Annotated in this window: 14 protein-coding genes; 4 read left to right on the top strand and 10 right to left on the bottom strand. The window is 63.6% G+C overall.

The features are described 5' to 3' along the window. Nucleotides 1-467: 467 nt before the first annotated feature. Together E0E39_RS03210 and E0E39_RS03205 are read left to right on the top strand one after the other, a co-directional pair. Complete coding sequence (locus tag E0E39_RS03210; protein WP_130873450.1) at nt 468-2,147, top strand: glutamine--tRNA ligase/YqeY domain fusion protein; 1,680 nt, start codon at nt 468-470, stop codon at nt 2,145-2,147. A 38-nt stretch (nt 2,148-2,185) separates the two neighbouring features. Next, nucleotides 2,186-3,454, top strand: a complete 1,269-nt coding sequence (locus E0E39_RS03205) for a mechanosensitive ion channel family protein (RefSeq protein ID WP_130873449.1) — start codon at nt 2,186-2,188, stop codon at nt 3,452-3,454. Nucleotides 3,455-3,604: 150 nt separating this feature from the next. On the opposite strand, the gene tuf is transcribed toward E0E39_RS03205, so the two are convergent. Both tuf and rpiB read right to left on the bottom strand, forming a co-directional pair. Further along, nucleotides 3,605-4,804, bottom strand: coding sequence for an elongation factor Tu (tuf, locus tag E0E39_RS03200; protein WP_014847268.1), 1,200 nt, complete (start codon nt 4,802-4,804; stop codon nt 3,605-3,607). A 175-nt stretch (nt 4,805-4,979) separates the two neighbouring features. Beyond that, a complete protein-coding gene (rpiB, locus tag E0E39_RS03195; protein WP_061788462.1) occupies nt 4,980-5,447 on the bottom strand; it encodes a ribose 5-phosphate isomerase B in 468 nt (155 codons plus the stop codon). Between the two features lie 419 nt (nt 5,448-5,866). On the opposite strand from rpiB, the gene E0E39_RS03190 reads away from it, so the two are divergent. After that, nucleotides 5,867-6,880: a TIGR01777 family oxidoreductase gene (locus E0E39_RS03190; protein WP_130873448.1), complete on the top strand. Its 1,014-nt coding sequence runs from the start codon at nt 5,867-5,869 to the stop codon at nt 6,878-6,880. Nucleotides 6,881-7,232: 352 nt separating this feature from the next. Further along, nucleotides 7,233-7,643: an SEL1-like repeat protein gene (locus E0E39_RS15670; RefSeq protein ID WP_014847270.1), complete on the top strand. Its 411-nt coding sequence runs from the start codon at nt 7,233-7,235 to the stop codon at nt 7,641-7,643. A gap of 190 nt (nt 7,644-7,833) precedes the next feature. Here E0E39_RS15670 and fusA read toward each other — a convergent pair whose 3' ends face one another. The 8 genes from fusA to lanKC form a co-directional block, all read right to left on the bottom strand. Further along, nucleotides 7,834-9,933 (bottom strand): elongation factor G, encoded by a 2,100-nt coding sequence (gene fusA, locus E0E39_RS03180; RefSeq protein WP_130873446.1) that lies wholly within the window; start codon nt 9,931-9,933, stop codon nt 7,834-7,836. Between the two features lie 66 nt (nt 9,934-9,999). Continuing rightward, nucleotides 10,000-10,470: a 30S ribosomal protein S7 gene (gene rpsG, locus E0E39_RS03175; protein WP_014847272.1), complete on the bottom strand. Its 471-nt coding sequence runs from the start codon at nt 10,468-10,470 to the stop codon at nt 10,000-10,002. Further along, complete coding sequence (gene rpsL / locus E0E39_RS03170; protein WP_014847273.1) at nt 10,470-10,841, bottom strand: 30S ribosomal protein S12; 372 nt, start codon at nt 10,839-10,841, stop codon at nt 10,470-10,472. The genes rpsG and rpsL overlap by 1 nt, the downstream gene beginning before the upstream one ends. A 221-nt stretch (nt 10,842-11,062) precedes the next feature. Beyond that, nucleotides 11,063-11,473: a prolyl oligopeptidase family serine peptidase gene (locus E0E39_RS03165; protein WP_165444619.1), complete on the bottom strand. Its 411-nt coding sequence runs from the start codon at nt 11,471-11,473 to the stop codon at nt 11,063-11,065. A gap of 168 nt (nt 11,474-11,641) precedes the next feature. Continuing rightward, nucleotides 11,642-13,342: an ABC transporter ATP-binding protein gene (locus tag E0E39_RS03160; protein ID WP_165444618.1), complete on the bottom strand. Its 1,701-nt coding sequence runs from the start codon at nt 13,340-13,342 to the stop codon at nt 11,642-11,644. A 626-nt stretch (nt 13,343-13,968) separates the two neighbouring features. Next, nucleotides 13,969-14,103 carry a hypothetical protein gene (locus E0E39_RS16550; protein WP_281275565.1) on the bottom strand — a complete coding sequence of 45 codons (135 nt, stop codon included), beginning with the start codon at nt 14,101-14,103 and terminating at the stop codon, nt 13,969-13,971. A 265-nt stretch (nt 14,104-14,368) separates the two neighbouring features. Continuing rightward, nucleotides 14,369-14,503 carry a hypothetical protein gene (locus tag E0E39_RS16545; protein ID WP_281275565.1) on the bottom strand — a complete coding sequence of 45 codons (135 nt, stop codon included), beginning with the start codon at nt 14,501-14,503 and terminating at the stop codon, nt 14,369-14,371. Nucleotides 14,504-14,585: 82 nt separating this feature from the next. Continuing rightward, entirely contained in the window at nt 14,586-17,225 is a 2,640-nt protein-coding gene (gene lanKC, locus E0E39_RS03155; RefSeq protein WP_130873443.1) for a class III lanthionine synthetase LanKC, read from the bottom strand. Between the last annotated feature and the right edge of the window lie 716 nt (nt 17,226-17,941).

The following is a 17,941-nucleotide window of genomic DNA, read 5'->3' as shown; positions in this document are numbered from 1 at the left end:
CACGGTGCGGGACGCTGAGCTGTGGCCGTGACTCCGGCAACCAACGTCATCTTGCTGGGCATCGGCATCGAGACCAACCGGTCTCTTTCCTCCGAGTTTCGCCCGCTCGTCCTCACGGCACAGGAGACAGCCATGGTCACGACGCTGCACGCGACGGATGCCAACACCGCTTGGTTCTGCCTCGCCTTCAGGCCGTCTTCAAGTTCATGTTTCCCTTGGACCGCAAATGGATTGAGATTCCTCTGGATCGTGGAGGCATCGATAATGAGAATTGAGATGTCAAAGAAGCGTAAGTGATAACTGATGCCTCCACACTCCAGGGGAACCTCACTCAGTGCGTCACACTCAACGGCGAAGAGCCCGCTAACCGGACAGACCCAGGGCAAACCATCGTAACGAGCGTCGCAACAAGCCCGAACCTGCCGCAGCCAAGGCGGCGAGTTTCCATAAGTGATAGCTTCGCCTGCATGAGCGAATCGGGTGTCCCCAGCAACTTCATCACCGATGCCATCCGCCGCGACAACGAGGCGGGAACCCACGGTGGCAGGGTCCAGACCCGGTTCCCACCCGAACCCAACGGTTTCCTGCACGTCGGCCACGCCAAGGCCATCGTCGTGGACTTCGGCACCGCCGAGGACTTCGGCGGCACCTGCATGCTGCGCCTCGACGACACCAACCCGGAAACCGAGGAGGAGGCCTTCGTCAACTCCATCGTCGAGGACATCGAGTGGCTGGGTTACGAACCCACGGAGATCCGACACGCCTCCGACTACTTCGAGACCCTCCACGACTGGGCCGTGCAGCTCATCGAGAAGGGCCTGGCCTACGTCGACGACCAGGACGGCGAGACCATCTCGGCCACCCGGGGTTCCTTCAGCACCCCCGGTGTCGAGTCGCCGTTCCGCAACCGCAGCGTCGCGGAGAACCTCGACCTGTTCGAGAGGATGCGCGCCGGCGAGTTTCCCGACGGCTCGCGGGTGCTGCGGGCGAAGATCGACATGGCGCACGAGAACATGCAGCTGCGCGACCCCGTGATGTACCGCATCCGCAACGTCGCGCACCACCGCACGGGTGAGGCGTGGTCGATCTACCCCACCTACGACTGGGCCCACGGTCAGTCCGACGCCATCGAGGGCGTCACACATTCCATCTGTACCCTCGAGTTCGAATCCCACCGCCCCCTCTACGACTGGTTCCTGGAGCAGCTCGAGGTTCCCGCTCCCCCGCGCCAGTACGAGTTCGCGCGCCTGGAGCTGACCCACACCGTCACGTCCAAGCGCCGCCTGGCGAAACTGGTCGCGGACGGCGTCGTGGACGGCTGGGACGATCCGCGGATGCCGACCATCCGGGGGCTGCGGCGGCGCGGCTACCCGGCGGCCGCCATCCGGGCTTTCTGCCGCGAGGTGGGCACCACCCGCACCAATTCCCGCAAGGCCATCGAGGAGCTGGAGAGCTACGTGCGTCGCACGCTGAATGCGACCGCGCAGCGCCGGATGGCCGTCACCCGGCCCTTGAAGCTGACCCTGCTGGACTGGCCCACCGGCCCCGACGGCGGCCCGCTGGTCGAGTGGTTCGAAGTGGTCAACAACCCGGAGAAGCCGGACGATGGCACCCGTCTGGTGCCGTTCACCGGGGAGCTGTGGATCGAGCAGGACGATTTCCGGGAGGTTCCGCCGCCGAAGTACTTCCGCCTCTCCCCCGGCCGTGAGGTCAGGTTGCGTGGCGCCTATCTGGTAACCGCCCGCGACGTGGTCAAGGACGAGGCGGGCAACATCGTCGAGGTGCGTTGCAGCTTCGACCCGGAGTCCCGGGGCGGCACCCCCGCCGACGGCCGGAAGGTGAAGTCGACGATGCACTGGGTCTCGGCCCCGCACGCCCTGGACGCCACCGTCGCCCTGTACGACAGGCTGTTCACCGCCGAGGCCCCCGGGGAACGCACCGGCGAGGCCCTTGACGACCTCAACCCCGCATCCCGCGAGCTGCTCACCGACGCGAAGGTGGAGCCCGCGCTGGCTGACGCCGCCCCGGGAGAGGTGGTGCAGTTCGAGCGGCTCGGATACTTCGCCGCCGACGACCACACCCCGCTGCTGTTCCACCGCACGGTGGGGCTGCGGGACGAGTGGGCCAGCATTCAGAAACGCGGCTGAAAGGCCACCCACAGGAAGCAGCGGCTACGGTTGTCTGCATGCTTCCCACCGACGAAACCGCCACCGAAGTGGCCTTGGATCTGTTGACCATTCTCGGATACGCGGCTATCGGATTCCTGGCCGGCGTCGTCATCTCCGTGATCATCTCGATCATCATGCGGCAACTGGCCAGGCACCAGGAGGACCTGGGTTTCCTCAGCCGGAACCTGCGACTCCCCCAGCGCCTCATCCTGACCGTCTTCGGTACCGGCATGGGGGTGCTGATCGCCAGCGCCCCCACCCCGTGGCAGGCGGCGCCGTCGTGGCGGGCGAACTTCGAGCACGTTTTCCTGATTGTGATGATCTTCGCCGCCGCATACGGCATGACGGGGGTCATCAGAACCATCGAGGACGCCATCCTCGCTCGCAAGAAAAACGCCCGGGAAACCCCTCAGTTCCGGCGCATCCGCACCCAGATGCAGGTCATCGCCCGGGTGCTGATCGGGGTGGTCTGGATCGGGGCCACCGCCGGAGCACTGCTCACCTTCGACCAGTTCCGGGCCATCGGAACCTCCCTGCTGGCCTCCGCCGGTCTGGTCTCGCTGGTTGCAGGTCTCGCGGCGCAGTCGTCGCTCACGAACGTCTTCGCCGGACTCCAGATCGCCTTCACCGGTTCCCTGCGCGTCGGCGACATCGTCGTCACGGACGACAACCAGGGAACCGTCGAGGAAATCACCCTCACCTATGTGGTGTTGAGGAGCTGGGACGAGCGGCGCTGGATCGTGCCGTCGACACTGTTCACCACGAAAACCTTCGAGAACTGGAGCCGGGAGGAACCGCGACAAACGGGGGTCATCGAGTTCGACCTGGACTGGCTGGTTCCCGTGGAGGCCATGCGGATCGAGCTGCTGCGTCTGGTCAAGACCACGGACCTGTGGGACGGCCGCACCGTTGCCCTCCAGGTCATGGACGCCACGGGAGGCTCGGTCCGGATTCGCGCCGTCGTCTCCGCGACGAACTCCGGAAGATTGTTCGAGCTGCGCTGCATGCTGCGCGAACAACTCATCAACTGGCTGCAAACCCAGGCGGTTTACGCCCTGCCCCGCACGCGCCTGGAACCGGACACCGCCACCGCTCCTCCCCAGGAGCAGCGCCAGGACTTCGTCGAGCAGGTCAAAGCCGACTGGGAGGCTGAGCAGGCCGACGAGAAGGAGGCCCAGCTTCTGCCCCCCTCGGAAAGTTCGGAACATCACGGGCAGGAGGAGAACCAGCAGAACTCCGGGGGCCGTCTCGGCTGGTTGAGGGCATTCCGCCGCACCCTCGGCTGAATGTTTCCGACAACCGCCGCTGGTTTCGCGACGCACTCCGTTCACCGATGCCCGCGGGACGGTTCAGCCGCCTTTCCAAATACACGGAAACACGGGAAAGGGGCCCGCACTCTCGTGCGGGCCCCTCCCTCGTTGCCTGTCAGGCGAGGATCACTTGATGATCTTGGTGACCTTGCCGGCGCCGACGGTGCGGCCGCCCTCACGGATGGCGAACTTGAGGTTCTCCTCCATGGCGATGGGCTTGTTGAGGTGAACGGTCATGTCGGTGTTGTCGCCGGGCATGACCATTTCCTTGCCCTCCGGCAGCTGGACCACACCGGTGACGTCGGTGGTGCGGAAGTAGAACTGCGGGGAGTAGTTGGAGAAGAACGGCTTGTGGCGGCCGCCCTCTTCCTTGTTGAGCACGTAGACGGTGGCCTCGAAGTCGGTGTGCGGGGTGGTGGAACCGGGCTTGATCACGACCATGCCGCGCTCCACGTCCTCCTTCTTCGTGCCGCGGAGCAGCAGGCCGACGTTCTCGCCGGCGCGACCCTCGTCGAGGATCTTGCGGAACATCTCGACGCCGGTGACGGTGGTGGTCTGCTTCTCCGGACGGATGCCGACGAGGTCGACGGTGTCGCCGGTCTTGACGATGCCGCGCTCGATGCGGCCGGTGATGACGGTGCCACGGCCGGTGATGGTGAAGACATCCTCGACGGGCATCAGGAACGGCTTCTCGGTGTCACGCTCGGGCTGCGGGATGTACTCGTCGACCGCGTCCATGAGTTCGAGGATGGTGCCGGCCCACTTCTCGTCGCCGTTCAGCGCCGGGAAGGCCGCCACGCGGACGATCGGGAGGTTGTCGCCGTCGAACTCCTGGGCGGAGAGGATCTCACGGAGCTCCATCTCGACCAGGTCGATGAGGTCGGCGTCCTCCTCGGCGATCATGTCGCACTTGTTGAGGGCCACGACGATGGCCGGCACACCGACCTGGCGGGCGAGCAGGATGTGCTCGTGGGTCTGGGCCATCGGGCCGTCGGTGGCGGCCACGACGAGGATCGCACCGTCCATCTGCGCGGCACCGGTGATCATGTTCTTGACGTAGTCGGCGTGCCCGGGGCAGTCGACGTGTGCGTAGTGACGCTTCTCGGTCTGGTATTCGACGTGAGCGATCGAGATGGTGATGCCGCGCTGGCGCTCTTCGGGGGCCTTGTCGATGCTGTCGAACGGGGACAGTTCGTTCAGGTCCGGGTACTTGTCGTGGAGCACCTTGGTGATCGCCGCGGTCAGAGTGGTCTTGCCGTGGTCGACGTGTCCGATGGTGCCGATGTTGCAGTGCGGCTTGGTCCGCTCAAACTTGGCCTTTGCCACGTAGGGCTCCTTCTTGGTCCAACCACGCACCGTGCGTGGCCATTAATCTGGTGCACCCCTGAGCTATGGGTCACACCAGGGGTCCGGCACCCAAGCTTGTTACCCGGGCGCATACCCGTGTAATGCTATCGGCCCGGCCCCGGAAGTCAAACTCAGGGCCGTATCCCAATCCCTTTCAACAACCTTCGCCCAGGAAGGACACATCCCCAGCGTCGAGCTGCCGGAGCTGCGCCACCCGTCCGGCGTGACGCCCACCCTCGAAGGAGGCCCCCAGGAAGGCCTCGCAAATGGCCAGGGCGACGTCGGGACCCACCACTCGGGAGCCGAAACAAAGGACGTTCGCGTTGTTGTGGCGCCGGCTCATCGCGGCCGAGTAAGCCTCGGATACGCAGGCCGCCCGGATCCCCTTGATCTTGTTGGCGGCGATGGAAATGCCGATGCCGGAGCCACAGATCGCAATTCCAACGTCGAAACGCGCGGCGGCCACCTCCCGGGCCAGCTGCACCCCCCATTTCGCATAGTCGGTGCGCTCGGACGTGGCTGGTCCGCGGTCCACCACGTCGTAACCGAGCTCCCTCAGGCGGGGAATCAGGTCGATGCGCAGATCGTGGGCAGCGTGGTCGCTGGTGATTCCAATTCTCATGCGACTACGTTACTGATCCCGCCCTGGAACCTTCCCCGCCCCTGTCGCATTGCCCCCGGTGCACAACGCGCGGAATTCCCGCGTCCTCCTTTTGTCCGACCGGACAGCACCGCCCCCCAAACCACCCAAACCCGCCCTGACAAGCACTTTTGCTCTTTTTTGGGTGGTTTGTCCCCGCGTTTGGGGTGTTTCACGGCCCTCCCGGTCCGAAGCAGACCCGGTCAGTCGCCATCCCATGTCACAGGACGTCGAAACACTGACTGACCTCGGCTTCAAGGCTTACGGGCGAGGCGGCGTGGGCGAGTTCGGACACCTCGGTGACGTTGAAGCGCGTCAGGTCGCCGATCCGGTCGATCACCGCCTCCGGCACCAAGGGCCCAGACGGGGCCAGGGGCTGGCCGCGGGCCTAAAGTGGGTCAGTGGGCACTCATGACATTCCCGCAGCATCGCCCGACCGGCGCAGCGGCCCGGGGCTGCTCGTCGTGGCCGGGGCGGGCCTCATCGGATCCCGCTTGGCGGACATGGCTCGGGACAGCGGCTGGAAGATCCGGATCCTCCACCGCAGCGGACCGGGCAGGGCGCCGCGGGAAGGCCTCGAGGTCGATGCCTCCGGTAGGGAGCACGCCTGGTGGGCCCCCGCCGAGCACCTCCTGGCGCCCGGAACCCTGGAGGGAGCAAGAGCCGTGGTGTGCTTGTCGGGCGCCCCAATCGCGCCGCGTCCCTGGACACCTGCGCGCCGTCGCGTGCTCGCGGCCTCGCGCCTGTCCACCACCGCCCTCATCGCCCGGGTCGCCGCGGGCCTGCCCCCGGCGGTGCGGCCCGAGGTCCTGCTGAGTGGGTCGGCCACCGGCTTCTATGGGAACCGGGGGGATGAGATCTTAACCGAGACGTGCGGTCCGGGCGAGGGATTCCTGTCCGAGCTGTGCCAGCGCTGGGAGGCCGCCGCGGGCCCGGCGGCACGGGTCGGGCTGCGCACGGTCCAGTCCCGCACGGGCTTGGTGGTCAGCCCCTTGGGCGGGCTGGGCAGGATCCTCGGCGCGGCCTACCGGGTGGGGGCGGGGGCCCGACTCGGCCGCGGCGACCAGTGGCAGCCGTGGATCGGGCTGGAGGACGCCGCGGCCGGGCTCCTATGGGCCATCGAGCACGACGACGTCTGCGGGCCGGTCAACCTGACCGCACCCGAGCCCCTGCGCAACCGCGACCTCCACCGGCTGCTGTCCCGTGCCTGCGGCCCACCCTCGCCAGCGGTGGTGCCTCAGGTCCTGTTGAACCGGGCGAGGAGGACCGGGGCGGCCGGCGGTACCAGCAGCATCGGCAGTATGCTCGCCGAGCTGCTCGGCGCCTCCCAGCGTGCGGTCCCCCAGGCGCTGCTCGCCTCCGGCTTCCGCTTCACTGCGCCGGGCGCGGCCTCGATCTGGGGACTCGGCGCCTGACTCCCGCCCCGGCACCGCGATGACCATGATGTGGACATCGCGGTGTCGACTGCCTCGCCGGCCGATGGGAGCGTGGGATGGGGCCACCGGCCGCCGGGGTGCGACTGCCCTGGCCCCGACGGGGTCCGACACCATGGTCAACCTGGGTCTCCTGTCGCATTGCCCTCGGTGCACGACGCGCGGGATCCCTGCGTCCTCCTTTTGTCCGACCGAGGAGCACCGCCACTTCTCAACCCCAAACAGCCAAATCGGCTCTGACAAGCGCTTTTATCTTTGTTGGTGGTTTTTCTCCCCGTCTTGGGACGTCTCACGGCCATTCTGCTCAACCAGGTGCCGGGTTAGTCTCCATCACATGTCACAGGACGTCGAAGCACTGATTGACCTCGGTTTCAAGGCCTACGGGCGAGGCGACAACACGCAGGCTGCGCGTTGGTGGCGAATGGCGGCGGCGCAGAGGCGATCCGACGCCATGGTCAACCTGGGTCTCCTGGTCAACAACCCCGCGGACCGCGACGAGGCCACCCAGTGGTTCTTCCGGGCAGCCCTGCTGGGCAACACCGACGGCATGCTGCTCCTCAGCGGGATCCTCCAGGAACAGGGGGACCACGCCGTCGCGCAGAACTGGCTGCAGAAAGCCGCCGACCTGGGGGATCCCCGCGCCGTCGATGCCCTGACCCGGGCCCGGAACACCCCCAGGCGCATGGAGACCGACCCGAAACACGGCGAGACGGACCAGCTCGACGACCTGACCCTGGTGGACTGACAACCCGAGACTCCTTTCCCCTCCCCTCCCGGCCCCGCCCGCCCCTGTGCGAGCGGGGCCACTCCTGTGGGATGCCATCCAGCGCGCCGGAGGCGCCCGTCCCTGTGCGCACGAGGGCGGCAAAACCGTCCGGGAAGGCAACCGGCCCGGGACCGTGGGTCCCGGGCCGGTTGGGTTTCAGCTCAGCGAATCACTCGCCTCCGCGAGCCTTGGCGACGATCTCCTCCGAAATGTTCTTCGGGGTCTCGGCGTAGGAGTCGAACTCCATGGAGTAGGAGGCCTGGCCCGAGGTCTTCGAGCGCAGGTCACCGACGTAGCCGAACATCTCCGACAGCGGCACCAGGGCGCGCACGACGCGGTTGCCGTGCAGCTCATCCATCGACTGGACGTGGCCGCGGCGGGCGTTCAGGTCGCCGATCACGGTTCCGAGGTAGTCCTCGGGGGTGGTGACCTCGACGGCCATCATCGGTTCCAGGATCGCCGGGTCGGCCTTCCGGGCGGCCTCCTTGAAGGCCATGGAACCGGCCAGCTTGAACGCCAGCTCCGAGGAGTCGACATCGTGGTAGGCACCGTCGGTCAAGGTGACCTTGATGTCCTCGACCGGGTAACCGGCCAGCACACCGAACTGCATGGCCTCCTTGATGCCGGCGTCGACCGCGGGGATGTACTCCTTCGGGATGCGCCCGCCGGTGACGGCGTTGACGAACTCGTAGCCCGAACCCGCCTCGGTGGGCTCCAGATCGATGATGACGCGGCCGAACTGGCCGGAACCACCGGACTGCTTCTTGTGGGTGTACTCCACCTTCTCCACCTTGCGGCGCAGCGTCTCGCGGTAGGCCACCTGCGGTTTGCCGATGTTGGCCTCCACCTTGAACTCGCGCTTCATGCGGTCGATCAGCACCTCGAGGTGCAGCTCACCCATGCCCGCGATGATGGTCTGGCCGGTCTCCTCGTCGGTGTGCACGCGGAAGGTCGGGTCCTCCTCGGCGAGCCGCTGGATGGCCACCGACAGTTTCTCCTGATCCGACTTCGACTTCGGCTCGATGGCCTGCTCGATGACGGGATTCGGGAACTCCATCGACTCCAGGATGATCGGGTGTGCGGGATCGCAGAGGGTCTCACCGGTGGTGGTGTCCTTCAGCCCCATCACCGCGCAGATCATGCCCGCGCCGATCGAGTCGATCTCCTCACGCTTGTTGGCGTGCATCTGGTAGATCTTGCCGATGCGTTCTTTCTTGCCCTTGGTGGCGTTCAGCACCTGCGAACCGGCTTTCAGGACACCGGAGTAGATGCGGATGAAGGTCAGCTTGCCCAGGTGCGGATCCGCGGCGACCTTGAACGCCAGGATCGACAGCGGCTCGTCCTCGGAGGGCCTGCGGGACAGCTCGACGGATTCGTCACCCGGTTTGAAGCCCTCGATGGCGGGCACGTCCAGCGGCGAGGGCAGGTAGTCGACGACGGCGTCCAGCAGCGGCTGCACGCCCTTGTTCTTGAACGACGTGCCGCACACCACCGCGGTGAAGGCGGAGGACAGCACGCCGCGGCGGATGGCCGCCTTGAGCTGCTCGACGGTGATGGCGTCGGGGTCCTCCAGCCACAGCTCCATGAACTCGTCGTCGTTCTCGGCGATGGTCTCCAGCATCTCGGCCCGGGCCAGCTCGGCGGCCTCCACCATGTCGGCGGGGATGTCCGTGACCTCGTAGTCGTCGAGGGCCGGTTTGGTGACCTCGAGCGGCCAGATGTTCGCCTTCATGGCGACCAGATCGACCTGCCCCCGGAAGTTGGCCTCCGCGCCGATCGGCAACTGCAGCAGCACCGGGGTGGCGTTGAGACGTTCACGAATGGTCTTGACGCAGTGATCGAAGGATGCGCCCGTGCGGTCCAGTTTGTTGATGTAGCAGATGCGCGGCACGCCGTACTTGGTTGCCTGCCTCCACACCGTCTGCGACTGCGGCTCCACGCCCGCGACGCCGTCGAACACCGCGACCGCGCCGTCGAGCACACGCAGGGAGCGCTCCACCTCGACGGTGAAGTCGACGTGCCCCGGGGTGTCGATGATGTTGATCTGGGTGTCGTGCCAGAAGGCGGTGGTGGCGGCGGATGTGATGGTGATGCCGCGTTCCTGCTCCTGCTCCATCCAGTCCATGGTGGCGGCGCCGTCGTGGACCTCACCGATCTTGTAGGACTTGCCGGTGTAGAAGAGGATGCGCTCGGTTGTGGTGGTCTTGCCGGCGTCGATGTGCGCCATGATGCCGATGTTGCGAACCTTGGACAGGTCGATCTTGGCCACTGTAGTCCTTTGCTGAAGAAGTCTGTGAAGCGGTGAGAGCCCCCGGGAAACCCGGGGGCCAGGCAATCACCAGCGGTAGTGGGCGAAGGCGCGGTTGGCCTCGGCCATCTTGTGGGTGTCCTCGCGGCGCTTCACGGAAGCGCCGAGACCGTTGGATGCGTCGAGGATCTCGTTCATCAGCCGCTCGGTCATGGTCTTCTCGCGACGGGCCCGGGAGAAGCTGACGAGCCAGCGCATGGCAAGCGTGGTCTGACGACCCGGCTTGACCTCGATCGGCACCTGGTAGGTGGCGCCACCCACACGGCGGGACTTGACCTCGATGGAGGGCTTGACGTTGTCGAGAGCACGTTTCAGGGTCTGGACGGGATCCTGCCCGGTCTTGGCGCGAGTGCCCTCGAGGGCGTTGTAGACGATGGACTGGGCAACGGTCTTCTTGCCGTCGAGCAGAATCTTGCTGACGAGCTGACTCACCAGCGGGGAGCCGTAGACCGGATCGACCATGACGGGGCGCTTGGGCGCGGGTCCCTTGCGAGGCATTACTTCTCCTTCTTCGCGCCGTAACGGCTTCGGGCCTGCTTGCGGCCCTTGACACCCTGGGTGTCGAGGGCGCCGCGGATGATTTTGTAACGAACGCCGGGCAGGTCCTTCACACGACCACCGCGCACGAGCACCATCGAGTGCTCCTGCAGATTGTGGCCGACGCCCGGGATGTAGGCGGTGACTTCGATGCCGGAACTCAAACGGACACGCGCAACCTTGCGCAGGGCGGAGTTCGGCTTCTTGGGGGTGGTGGTGTAGACGCGCGTGCAGACACCACGACGCTGCGGAGAGCCCTTGAGAGCGGGCGTTTTGTTCTTGCTGACCTTGTCGGTGCGGCCCTTGCGGACCAGCTGCTGAATTGTTGGCACCTGTTGGTATCACTTTCGTTGTCTGGATGGGTATCCCTGGCTCGCAGCCGTCCCCAAGGAGCGTCCCGGGTCACCGTTTCCGTGAGCATCACTGGTGCGGCTGCTGTGCGAACTCCGCACAGACCCGTGGACTTCTTCGCAACTCAAGGATCCTCGGGGTCATGCCAGGGCACGCACAAGGTGCCCGCTCGCGGCGGACACATTCGGTAAGGCTACAACGCTCAGTTGTCGGGGTCAAACATGATCTCGGAGGACCCCGTACCATCCCGCATGACCCGGCCGGCGAGATCGCTCGGACGAGATTGTTCTGCGGTTTTCGCGGGGAACTCCTCTTGTTGTTCGAGTGTGGTGGTGACCCAGGTGGTGATGGGGTTGGTTTTGGTGGGGGTGCTGGTGTCGTGGGTGCCGTTGGGGTCGTACCAGAGGGTGGTGTTTGCGCCGAGTGTTCGGGTGTGGAGTGTCCATGTGAGTCCTTGGCGGGGGTTGACGCGGGCGTCTTTGGCGGAGATGACTATCAGGGTTGGTGGTGGGGTGGTGGTGAGTTTGCGTAGGGGGGAGAGTTTCTCCAGACCGTCCTCACATACGGACTCACCCCAACAGGCTAGAACACCCCCGATTAGTGCACACCACACCAACCAAAACCCCTAGCCAACACCCCCTCCAACCCCAAAAACACCAAACATGAGCCAAGTCAGGTCTCACACTTCACAACGCATCGACACATCCATCAGCGAAGTCTTTGACCACGACACACTCAAGAAAGCCCGCAAACAACGCACCTTCTGTCTGCTTGATATTCATCAGGCTGCTACGAGAGACCGGAACAGTGCGGAGCGTCGGTGTACTTCGGCGGGGGGTCCGAACTCGACCAACCGGCCCTTGTCGAGTACGAGGACCAGGTCGGCGATGTTCATGCCGAAGTGGCCGTGTCCGGCAGCGAAGGTGGTGATCCCCCCCATCGTGGTTCGGATGAGGTTCATGATCTGTTCCCGGTTCACCACATCAAGACCGGAGGTGATCTCATCCAACAACAACATGCGTGGCTGACCGACAAGGGTTCTGGCTATCGCCAACCGCTGGCGTTCGCCACCGGAGAACGCATACGCCGACTCCCCCACCGGCGTGTCCAACCCACCCTCACGGGCACTGATCGTCTCACCCAAACCAACCTGACGAATGATCTCCCAACACCGGTCATCATCAATGTCGCGTCCCAACAGCAGGTTGTCACGCACCGTCCCACTGAACAACGGACACGCCTGCTCGATGTAGCCGACCTGACGCCGATACCCATCATCATCGTGCTCACCAAGCGGCACCCGATCCACCACGATCGTCCCCTCCGTGGGAACGATGAACTTCTCCAACAACGACAACACCGTCGACTTACCCGAACCCGACGAACCGGTCATCGCCACCCAGGAACCAGCCGGAACACTGAACGACACACCCGACAACGCGTACTCACGATTCCCACCACCCGCCTGCGGGTACCGCACCGACACATCACGGAAACCAACCTCACCCACCAAACCAGACCCCACCGACGGCACACCACCAACCTGAGCATCAACAGGCCTGATCTGGATCCGGGATGCGGGTTGGTCCGTCACCGCACGCAAATCAATGATCCGCCGCAACGCCCCCAAACACTCCGCCATATCCATCACGGTTCCCGCACTCCCGGTGATCGGGGTGATGATCAACATCACATACATGAAAAACGACACCAACTGCTCAACAGACAAAACCCCCGCCTGCACCCGCACCACCGCGATACACACAATCACCAACAACGTCGCCTGCACACAAATCGTCACCACCGGAGACATGAACGCATGCGCCCGATCTCCCCGATTCGCTGCCTCGAGAAGCTCCTGACTCGACTTGTCCAAACGCCGCACAGCAAACTTGTCAGCCACGAAAGCCCGCAACGTCAACACCGAATCCAACGCACGAGTCACCTCCGCGACATACGCCCCCTGAGCCTCCTGCCGATGAAACGAAAAAGACGTCAACCTGTTCGATATCACAATGATGAAAACCAAACACGTGACCGTCAAACCAACCGCCGAAATGGTGAGCACCGGATCCAACACAGCCATCTGGAACAACGCCCCCACCACCATCACAACCCCACCCAAAGCCTGCACAGGCCCCTGACTGAAAACCTTACTCAAATGCTCCGAATCAATACTGCACCGAGCAACCAGATCAGCCGTCGGATGCTGCACCAACTTGTCCGCAGGCACCCGCAACGCAATCGCAGCAGACTCATCCCGGAAAGCACGCACAGTACGATTACCAGCCTTCGCGCCCACAACATTCACAACAGCCGTGACCCCGGAAGCGAAAACAGCCAACCCAGCCAAAACCACCCCAAACGGAAGCGCAGCCAAAAAGCCCCCACCCTGCAACACCCCCACAATCGACCCCGCCAACAAAGGCTGAACCAACGACACAAGAGACGACAACACCGTCCCAACAAAAACCAGAACCAACGCCCCCGGCTCCAACCGCAAAACCCTCACCAAACGACGAAAACCACCCCTCGGCGGATCAGCAAGAAAAGCTGCAACCGGCCCACCACCCCGAGAGCGACCACGCGACCCCTCCTCGGGCGGCCGGACCCGAGAATCCGGAAAATCCCGAGCGATCTCAGGCAAAACCTGTCGCCGAGGCTCCGGCAATGCCCGCCGAGGCACAGCCCCACCATCGGACGGACCCATACGAGACAAATCCGACCGCCTCGCAAAACCCGAAGCCACCATCACTTCCCCCGCCTCCTCACGGCAACCACCACATCCAAACGACTCACCGATAGTGATATCCGCAAAGCCGTACAGCCATCTCCCCCAATTTCTTCAGCCAGAAACCGAATCCCGACAGCACGGGAGAAACAGTCTCTTGCCCCACAGCACCGTCTCGTTCAAGAATCAATTCGAGCGGCACTCATCAAACCAGAGACGGGGTGGTGGGCGACAGACAACCCCCACCCCCAACCCCCCGCCACATACGGGGCCCACCAGAACCGAAGCTCCAGCACACCACCGTCCGAGAGAACCAAGCGACACGACCACCCGGCCCCATCAACCCGATCCCTCAACTCCACAGGTGATGAACCACCTCACCACCACTCGCAGTAGTAGAAGCTCCTGTACGAACCGCCACCACCGCAGGCCCAGCCCCAGCTCCTGAAGGACCACTTGGTTTCCTGGGTCACCTCAACGGCGTCAGACTGAAGGTTGAGAACGTTGGCCATGATTTTCCCCTCCTCCCACATGCATCGACGACCACACAATGGGGTATGCTCTCCAGTGCTGCCTCGTTCAAGAATCAATTTCGAGCGGCACTCATCAAACCAGAGACGGATGGTTGGCGACCGGCGACACCCATCGCCAACCACCCGCCACATACGGGGCCCACCAGAACCGAAGCTCCAGCACACCACCGTCCGAGAGAACCAAGCGACACGACCACCCGGCCCCATCAACCCGATCCCTCAACTCCACAGGTGATGAACCACCTCACCACCACTCGCAGTAGTAGAAGCTCCTGTACGAACCGCCACCACCGCAGGCCCAGCCCCAGCTCCTGAAGGACCACTTGGTTTCCTGGGTCACCTCAACGGCGTCAGACTGAAGGTTGAGAACGTTGGCCATGATTTTCACCTCCTCCCACAGGTTTTCGGTGTTGGATTTGGACAGCTCACCGCACCCCATTTGGTGTTGTGGGGGTGGGGAGCTAGTGACTCGGTACGACCCCGACGAGGTCGCGTGTCTCCGAGCCAAGCTGTGAAACCGCCGGCTGGTGTAGCAGCGCGGCTGTGCGGGTGCCGACCGGCAAACCCACATAGGGGTGCCGTGACCGGTAGGCGTGCAGGGCCAACGCGACCCCGGCAGCACCGGTACCCAGATCAGAACTGAGACGAATCATCCCGTCACCGATCACACAAGCGTTTTCGCCGTGGGTCAGGAGGCTGTCGAGCAGCAGACCCGCTTGCCGATCGGCCTCTGCCCGATAGTGTTCTCCGGCGGCTGTCAGCGTGACCAGGATGCCGGCACGACCGTGATCCAAACCCGGGTAGATGTAGAACTCCGAAGAACAGGCCTTGATGATCCCGTCACGTTCCTGTGGGGTCAGCACCGGTTCACCGGTGATGCGTTCAAGCGCCGAAGCGATCAGCAGCAAACCCGCGGATCCCCACTCGATGTAGGGAAGCACCCGCTTCTTCTCGCGGTCATCAACCATCACCTCACCGGTAGCCATGGTCACGCACGCATCCAGATCCGCACGCACCCGGACCCTTGCCCTGGCAAGAGGTTCCTCAGCGCCGGTGACCGCATGAGCAACCAGGTCCGTCAACGCGACCCCGGTCAATCCCCAGAACAAACCCCGCCGACGACACAACGAAGTCCACGCCGACCCGTCCGGCGTGAGGCAGGCATCCAACCTGCGATACGCCGCAACCGCCCGATCCATCAGCTCTGAGTCCCCGACCGTTTTCGCGACCTCCAACGCGGCCAGGATCACTCCCGCCTGCCCCGCAGCCAGATCCAACCTGCGACGCCCCACAGCCCGCTCAAGCGCCTCACCGGCAGCGGCCACGGCATCCTGGTGGGCGTCCACCTCGCTGAGCGTCAACGCCACCCCGGCCAAACCATCCAACAACCCCGGCGCTTCCTGACCCGGCCACTCCCGAGCAGCCTTCCGCAACGCATCCACATCACTGTCGGCGGGTTGAGCACCGACACGCTGCTGAGCCAACACCACACCAGCACGCCCGGTCGTGATCACCTCATGACTACACGCCGTGAGCTGGCCGATATCACCGGGAAACGCCCCATCCGGACCGAACTGTCGTGACCACTCAATCCCACTCAACAACCCCGAAATCCCGGAATCCACACCCAACCGCCGTGACGGCACATCAACAGTGACATCACAGGCCGTCACCGGACGAATACCAGCCGCATAGCGGCCCTCCACCAACACCAGCTGCTCAGCCGCCCGTTCGCCGTACACCTCACGAACCCTCCGGCGACACCGATCCCAAAACGCCGGCGACACCGCCTCAATCTCAAAATCAGCGTGATACAACATCATGATGCAACGCGCCACCGCGAACCAGTCGGCCTGCACAGCATCCGCCGACTCGTCAGCACAATACTCAAACACCCTGACACCAATTTCACGTTCGGAGTCCACCCTGCTGGCATCCTCCAGATCGAGCATCGTCACCGTCCCGTCATCGGAGACCAACACATTCCCCGGATGAAGATCACCAAACACCCAACCACGCCGATGAATCGCCTCAACAATCGCGATGAGTTGATCCACAACAGCCACTGCCTGACGGGCATACCCCACGGGATCATTCTCCTGCAAATGAGTGTTCTGCACCATCCACGATGACAACGTCACACCGGGAATGTAATCCACCTCCAGGTAGCGGTGCTCCCACGCGGTGAACACCCCCCGAAGCTGCTGCACACCCTTCACCCCGACAAGATCCCGCAGCACCTCCTCCTCAACCAACTGACGCTGCAACGCGCACCGGTTCCTACCGTCCAACCCGGCATGCGGCCTGGCCTCCCGCAGAATCCTGAACTCACCGCCAGGCAACTCCGCACGATACACCCCACCCGCATTACTGAAACTCAACGGTTTGATACTCACGAAATCATCCAACCGGGACACACACGACTGCTGCGACGCCTCATACGCCGACCGAAGAAACTCCGGAACATCCACCCCATCAGGAATCACAACACGCGGGTCACGATGATCAGGTATCAACCGCATGGAACGGGGATCAACAATCGACTCAACCAGTTCATCATCCACATCAGGCATCTGCACACCCATAATCGCTCCATACCGAACGAACACAGGAGCATCCGGGACATACCTGAGATCAGACAGAATATACGGCCCCTCCTGCCCCCTCAACACACCAGCCAACACACCCAGCAACTCCCCCAACTGGTCATCATCATCCGGATAGATCGTGATGAACTTACCCGCCGCGCCACGAGCCTGATTCTTCGACGATGATTCCGTCAACTCCGCCAACGTCGGCAGGAACTTAAACGACACCCCAAAATCCACACACACCCTCGTGGTCCGAGCCAAAGTCTCCACAGCACACCCAGGCGTCGCCGACACATGAACCTTCCACCCCTGCATGCGCGGCTGCCAGTCCCGGGGCGTCCAGCCTTCCCAGCCCTTCCAGGACTGCACCAACCACCCAGCCGGCAACCCCACCGACTGCAACCGCCGATCCACCAAACCACCAGCCTGCAACTCGACAAACGGCCGCGGCCGACCATAAAAAGGCGAACCCTTCCTCAACCCCTGAAAATACTCGATACGCTTCGGCACAGGTTCCTCCCTAGAACACCTCACGGTACTACCGACCAGAATTTTTCATCCCGGATCGGATCACAACATCCACATTTTCCGTGGAAACACTTGGACGGCCAGCACAGAACTCAGCGACGTCCAAGATTTCAAGATTCAGAACGACAGATCAACAGGAGATTCAACACATTATCACCGACCGCGGCAAGCAACACACCGAACCCGCCACTCGGGATCGCGACTTCCCGACAAAGGCATCTCACCCGAGAATACAGATCGATGAGGAATCCCCGAGATACTGAAGGAGTTTTCCGCGTCCACGACACACTTCTTGGCAGCTAACTTACTTGACAGGGTACAGCGAACCTTGGTCCTGCACACATCTCAACTGCATGGTTTCAATGACGAACCCTGCAGTGCATCACACGCAGGATCCCCCGGGCAGCCATGATGGCGACTCACCCAAGAGAGTCAGCACACTACACGCCCAACGCAACTCGCCGCATATTCAATTCTTCATCCAGTTTTATGGTTGACGATTCAGCTTGTTCCATCATCGCGACGCAACGCTCCTGTCGACAGGATTTCAAGCCAAACAATGTTCACAACGGCCACCAAGACCCGTGGACCCCAGGAGGAGTTCCTCGCACTTCAGCTTTCCCCCATAGGAAAACACACCTCACGAGCCATGTCAACCCCTCCACTCCCGTCGCCGGCAAACCCCCGTGAAACCGGCC

It is taken from the genome of [Pseudopropionibacterium] massiliense, from assembly GCF_900607225.1.
Classification (GTDB): Bacteria; Actinomycetota; Actinomycetes; order Propionibacteriales; family Propionibacteriaceae; genus Arachnia; species Arachnia massiliensis.
Note: the sequence above shows the minus strand (reverse complement) of the source record. Positions and strands in the feature narration are given on the sequence as shown.

Bases quoted from the DNA above. Each gene is read 5' to 3' on its own strand.
- E0E39_RS16545 (WP_281275565.1), bottom strand. From the start codon at position 14,503: ATGGCCAACGTTCTCAACCTTCAGTCTGACGCCGTTGAGGTGACCCAG.
- E0E39_RS16550 (WP_281275565.1), bottom strand. From the start codon at position 14,103: ATGGCCAACGTTCTCAACCTTCAGTCTGACGCCGTTGAGGTGACCCAG.
- rpiB (WP_061788462.1), bottom strand. From the start codon at position 5,447: ATGAGAATTGGAATCACCAGCGACCACGCTGCCCACGATCTGCGCATC.
- rpsG (WP_014847272.1), bottom strand. From the start codon at position 10,470: ATGCCTCGCAAGGGACCCGCGCCCAAGCGCCCCGTCATGGTCGATCCG.
- E0E39_RS03205 (WP_130873449.1), top strand. From the start codon at position 2,186: ATGCTTCCCACCGACGAAACCGCCACCGAAGTGGCCTTGGATCTGTTG.
- E0E39_RS15670 (WP_014847270.1), top strand. From the start codon at position 7,233: ATGTCACAGGACGTCGAAGCACTGATTGACCTCGGTTTCAAGGCCTAC.
- E0E39_RS03210 (WP_130873450.1), top strand. From the start codon at position 468: ATGAGCGAATCGGGTGTCCCCAGCAACTTCATCACCGATGCCATCCGC.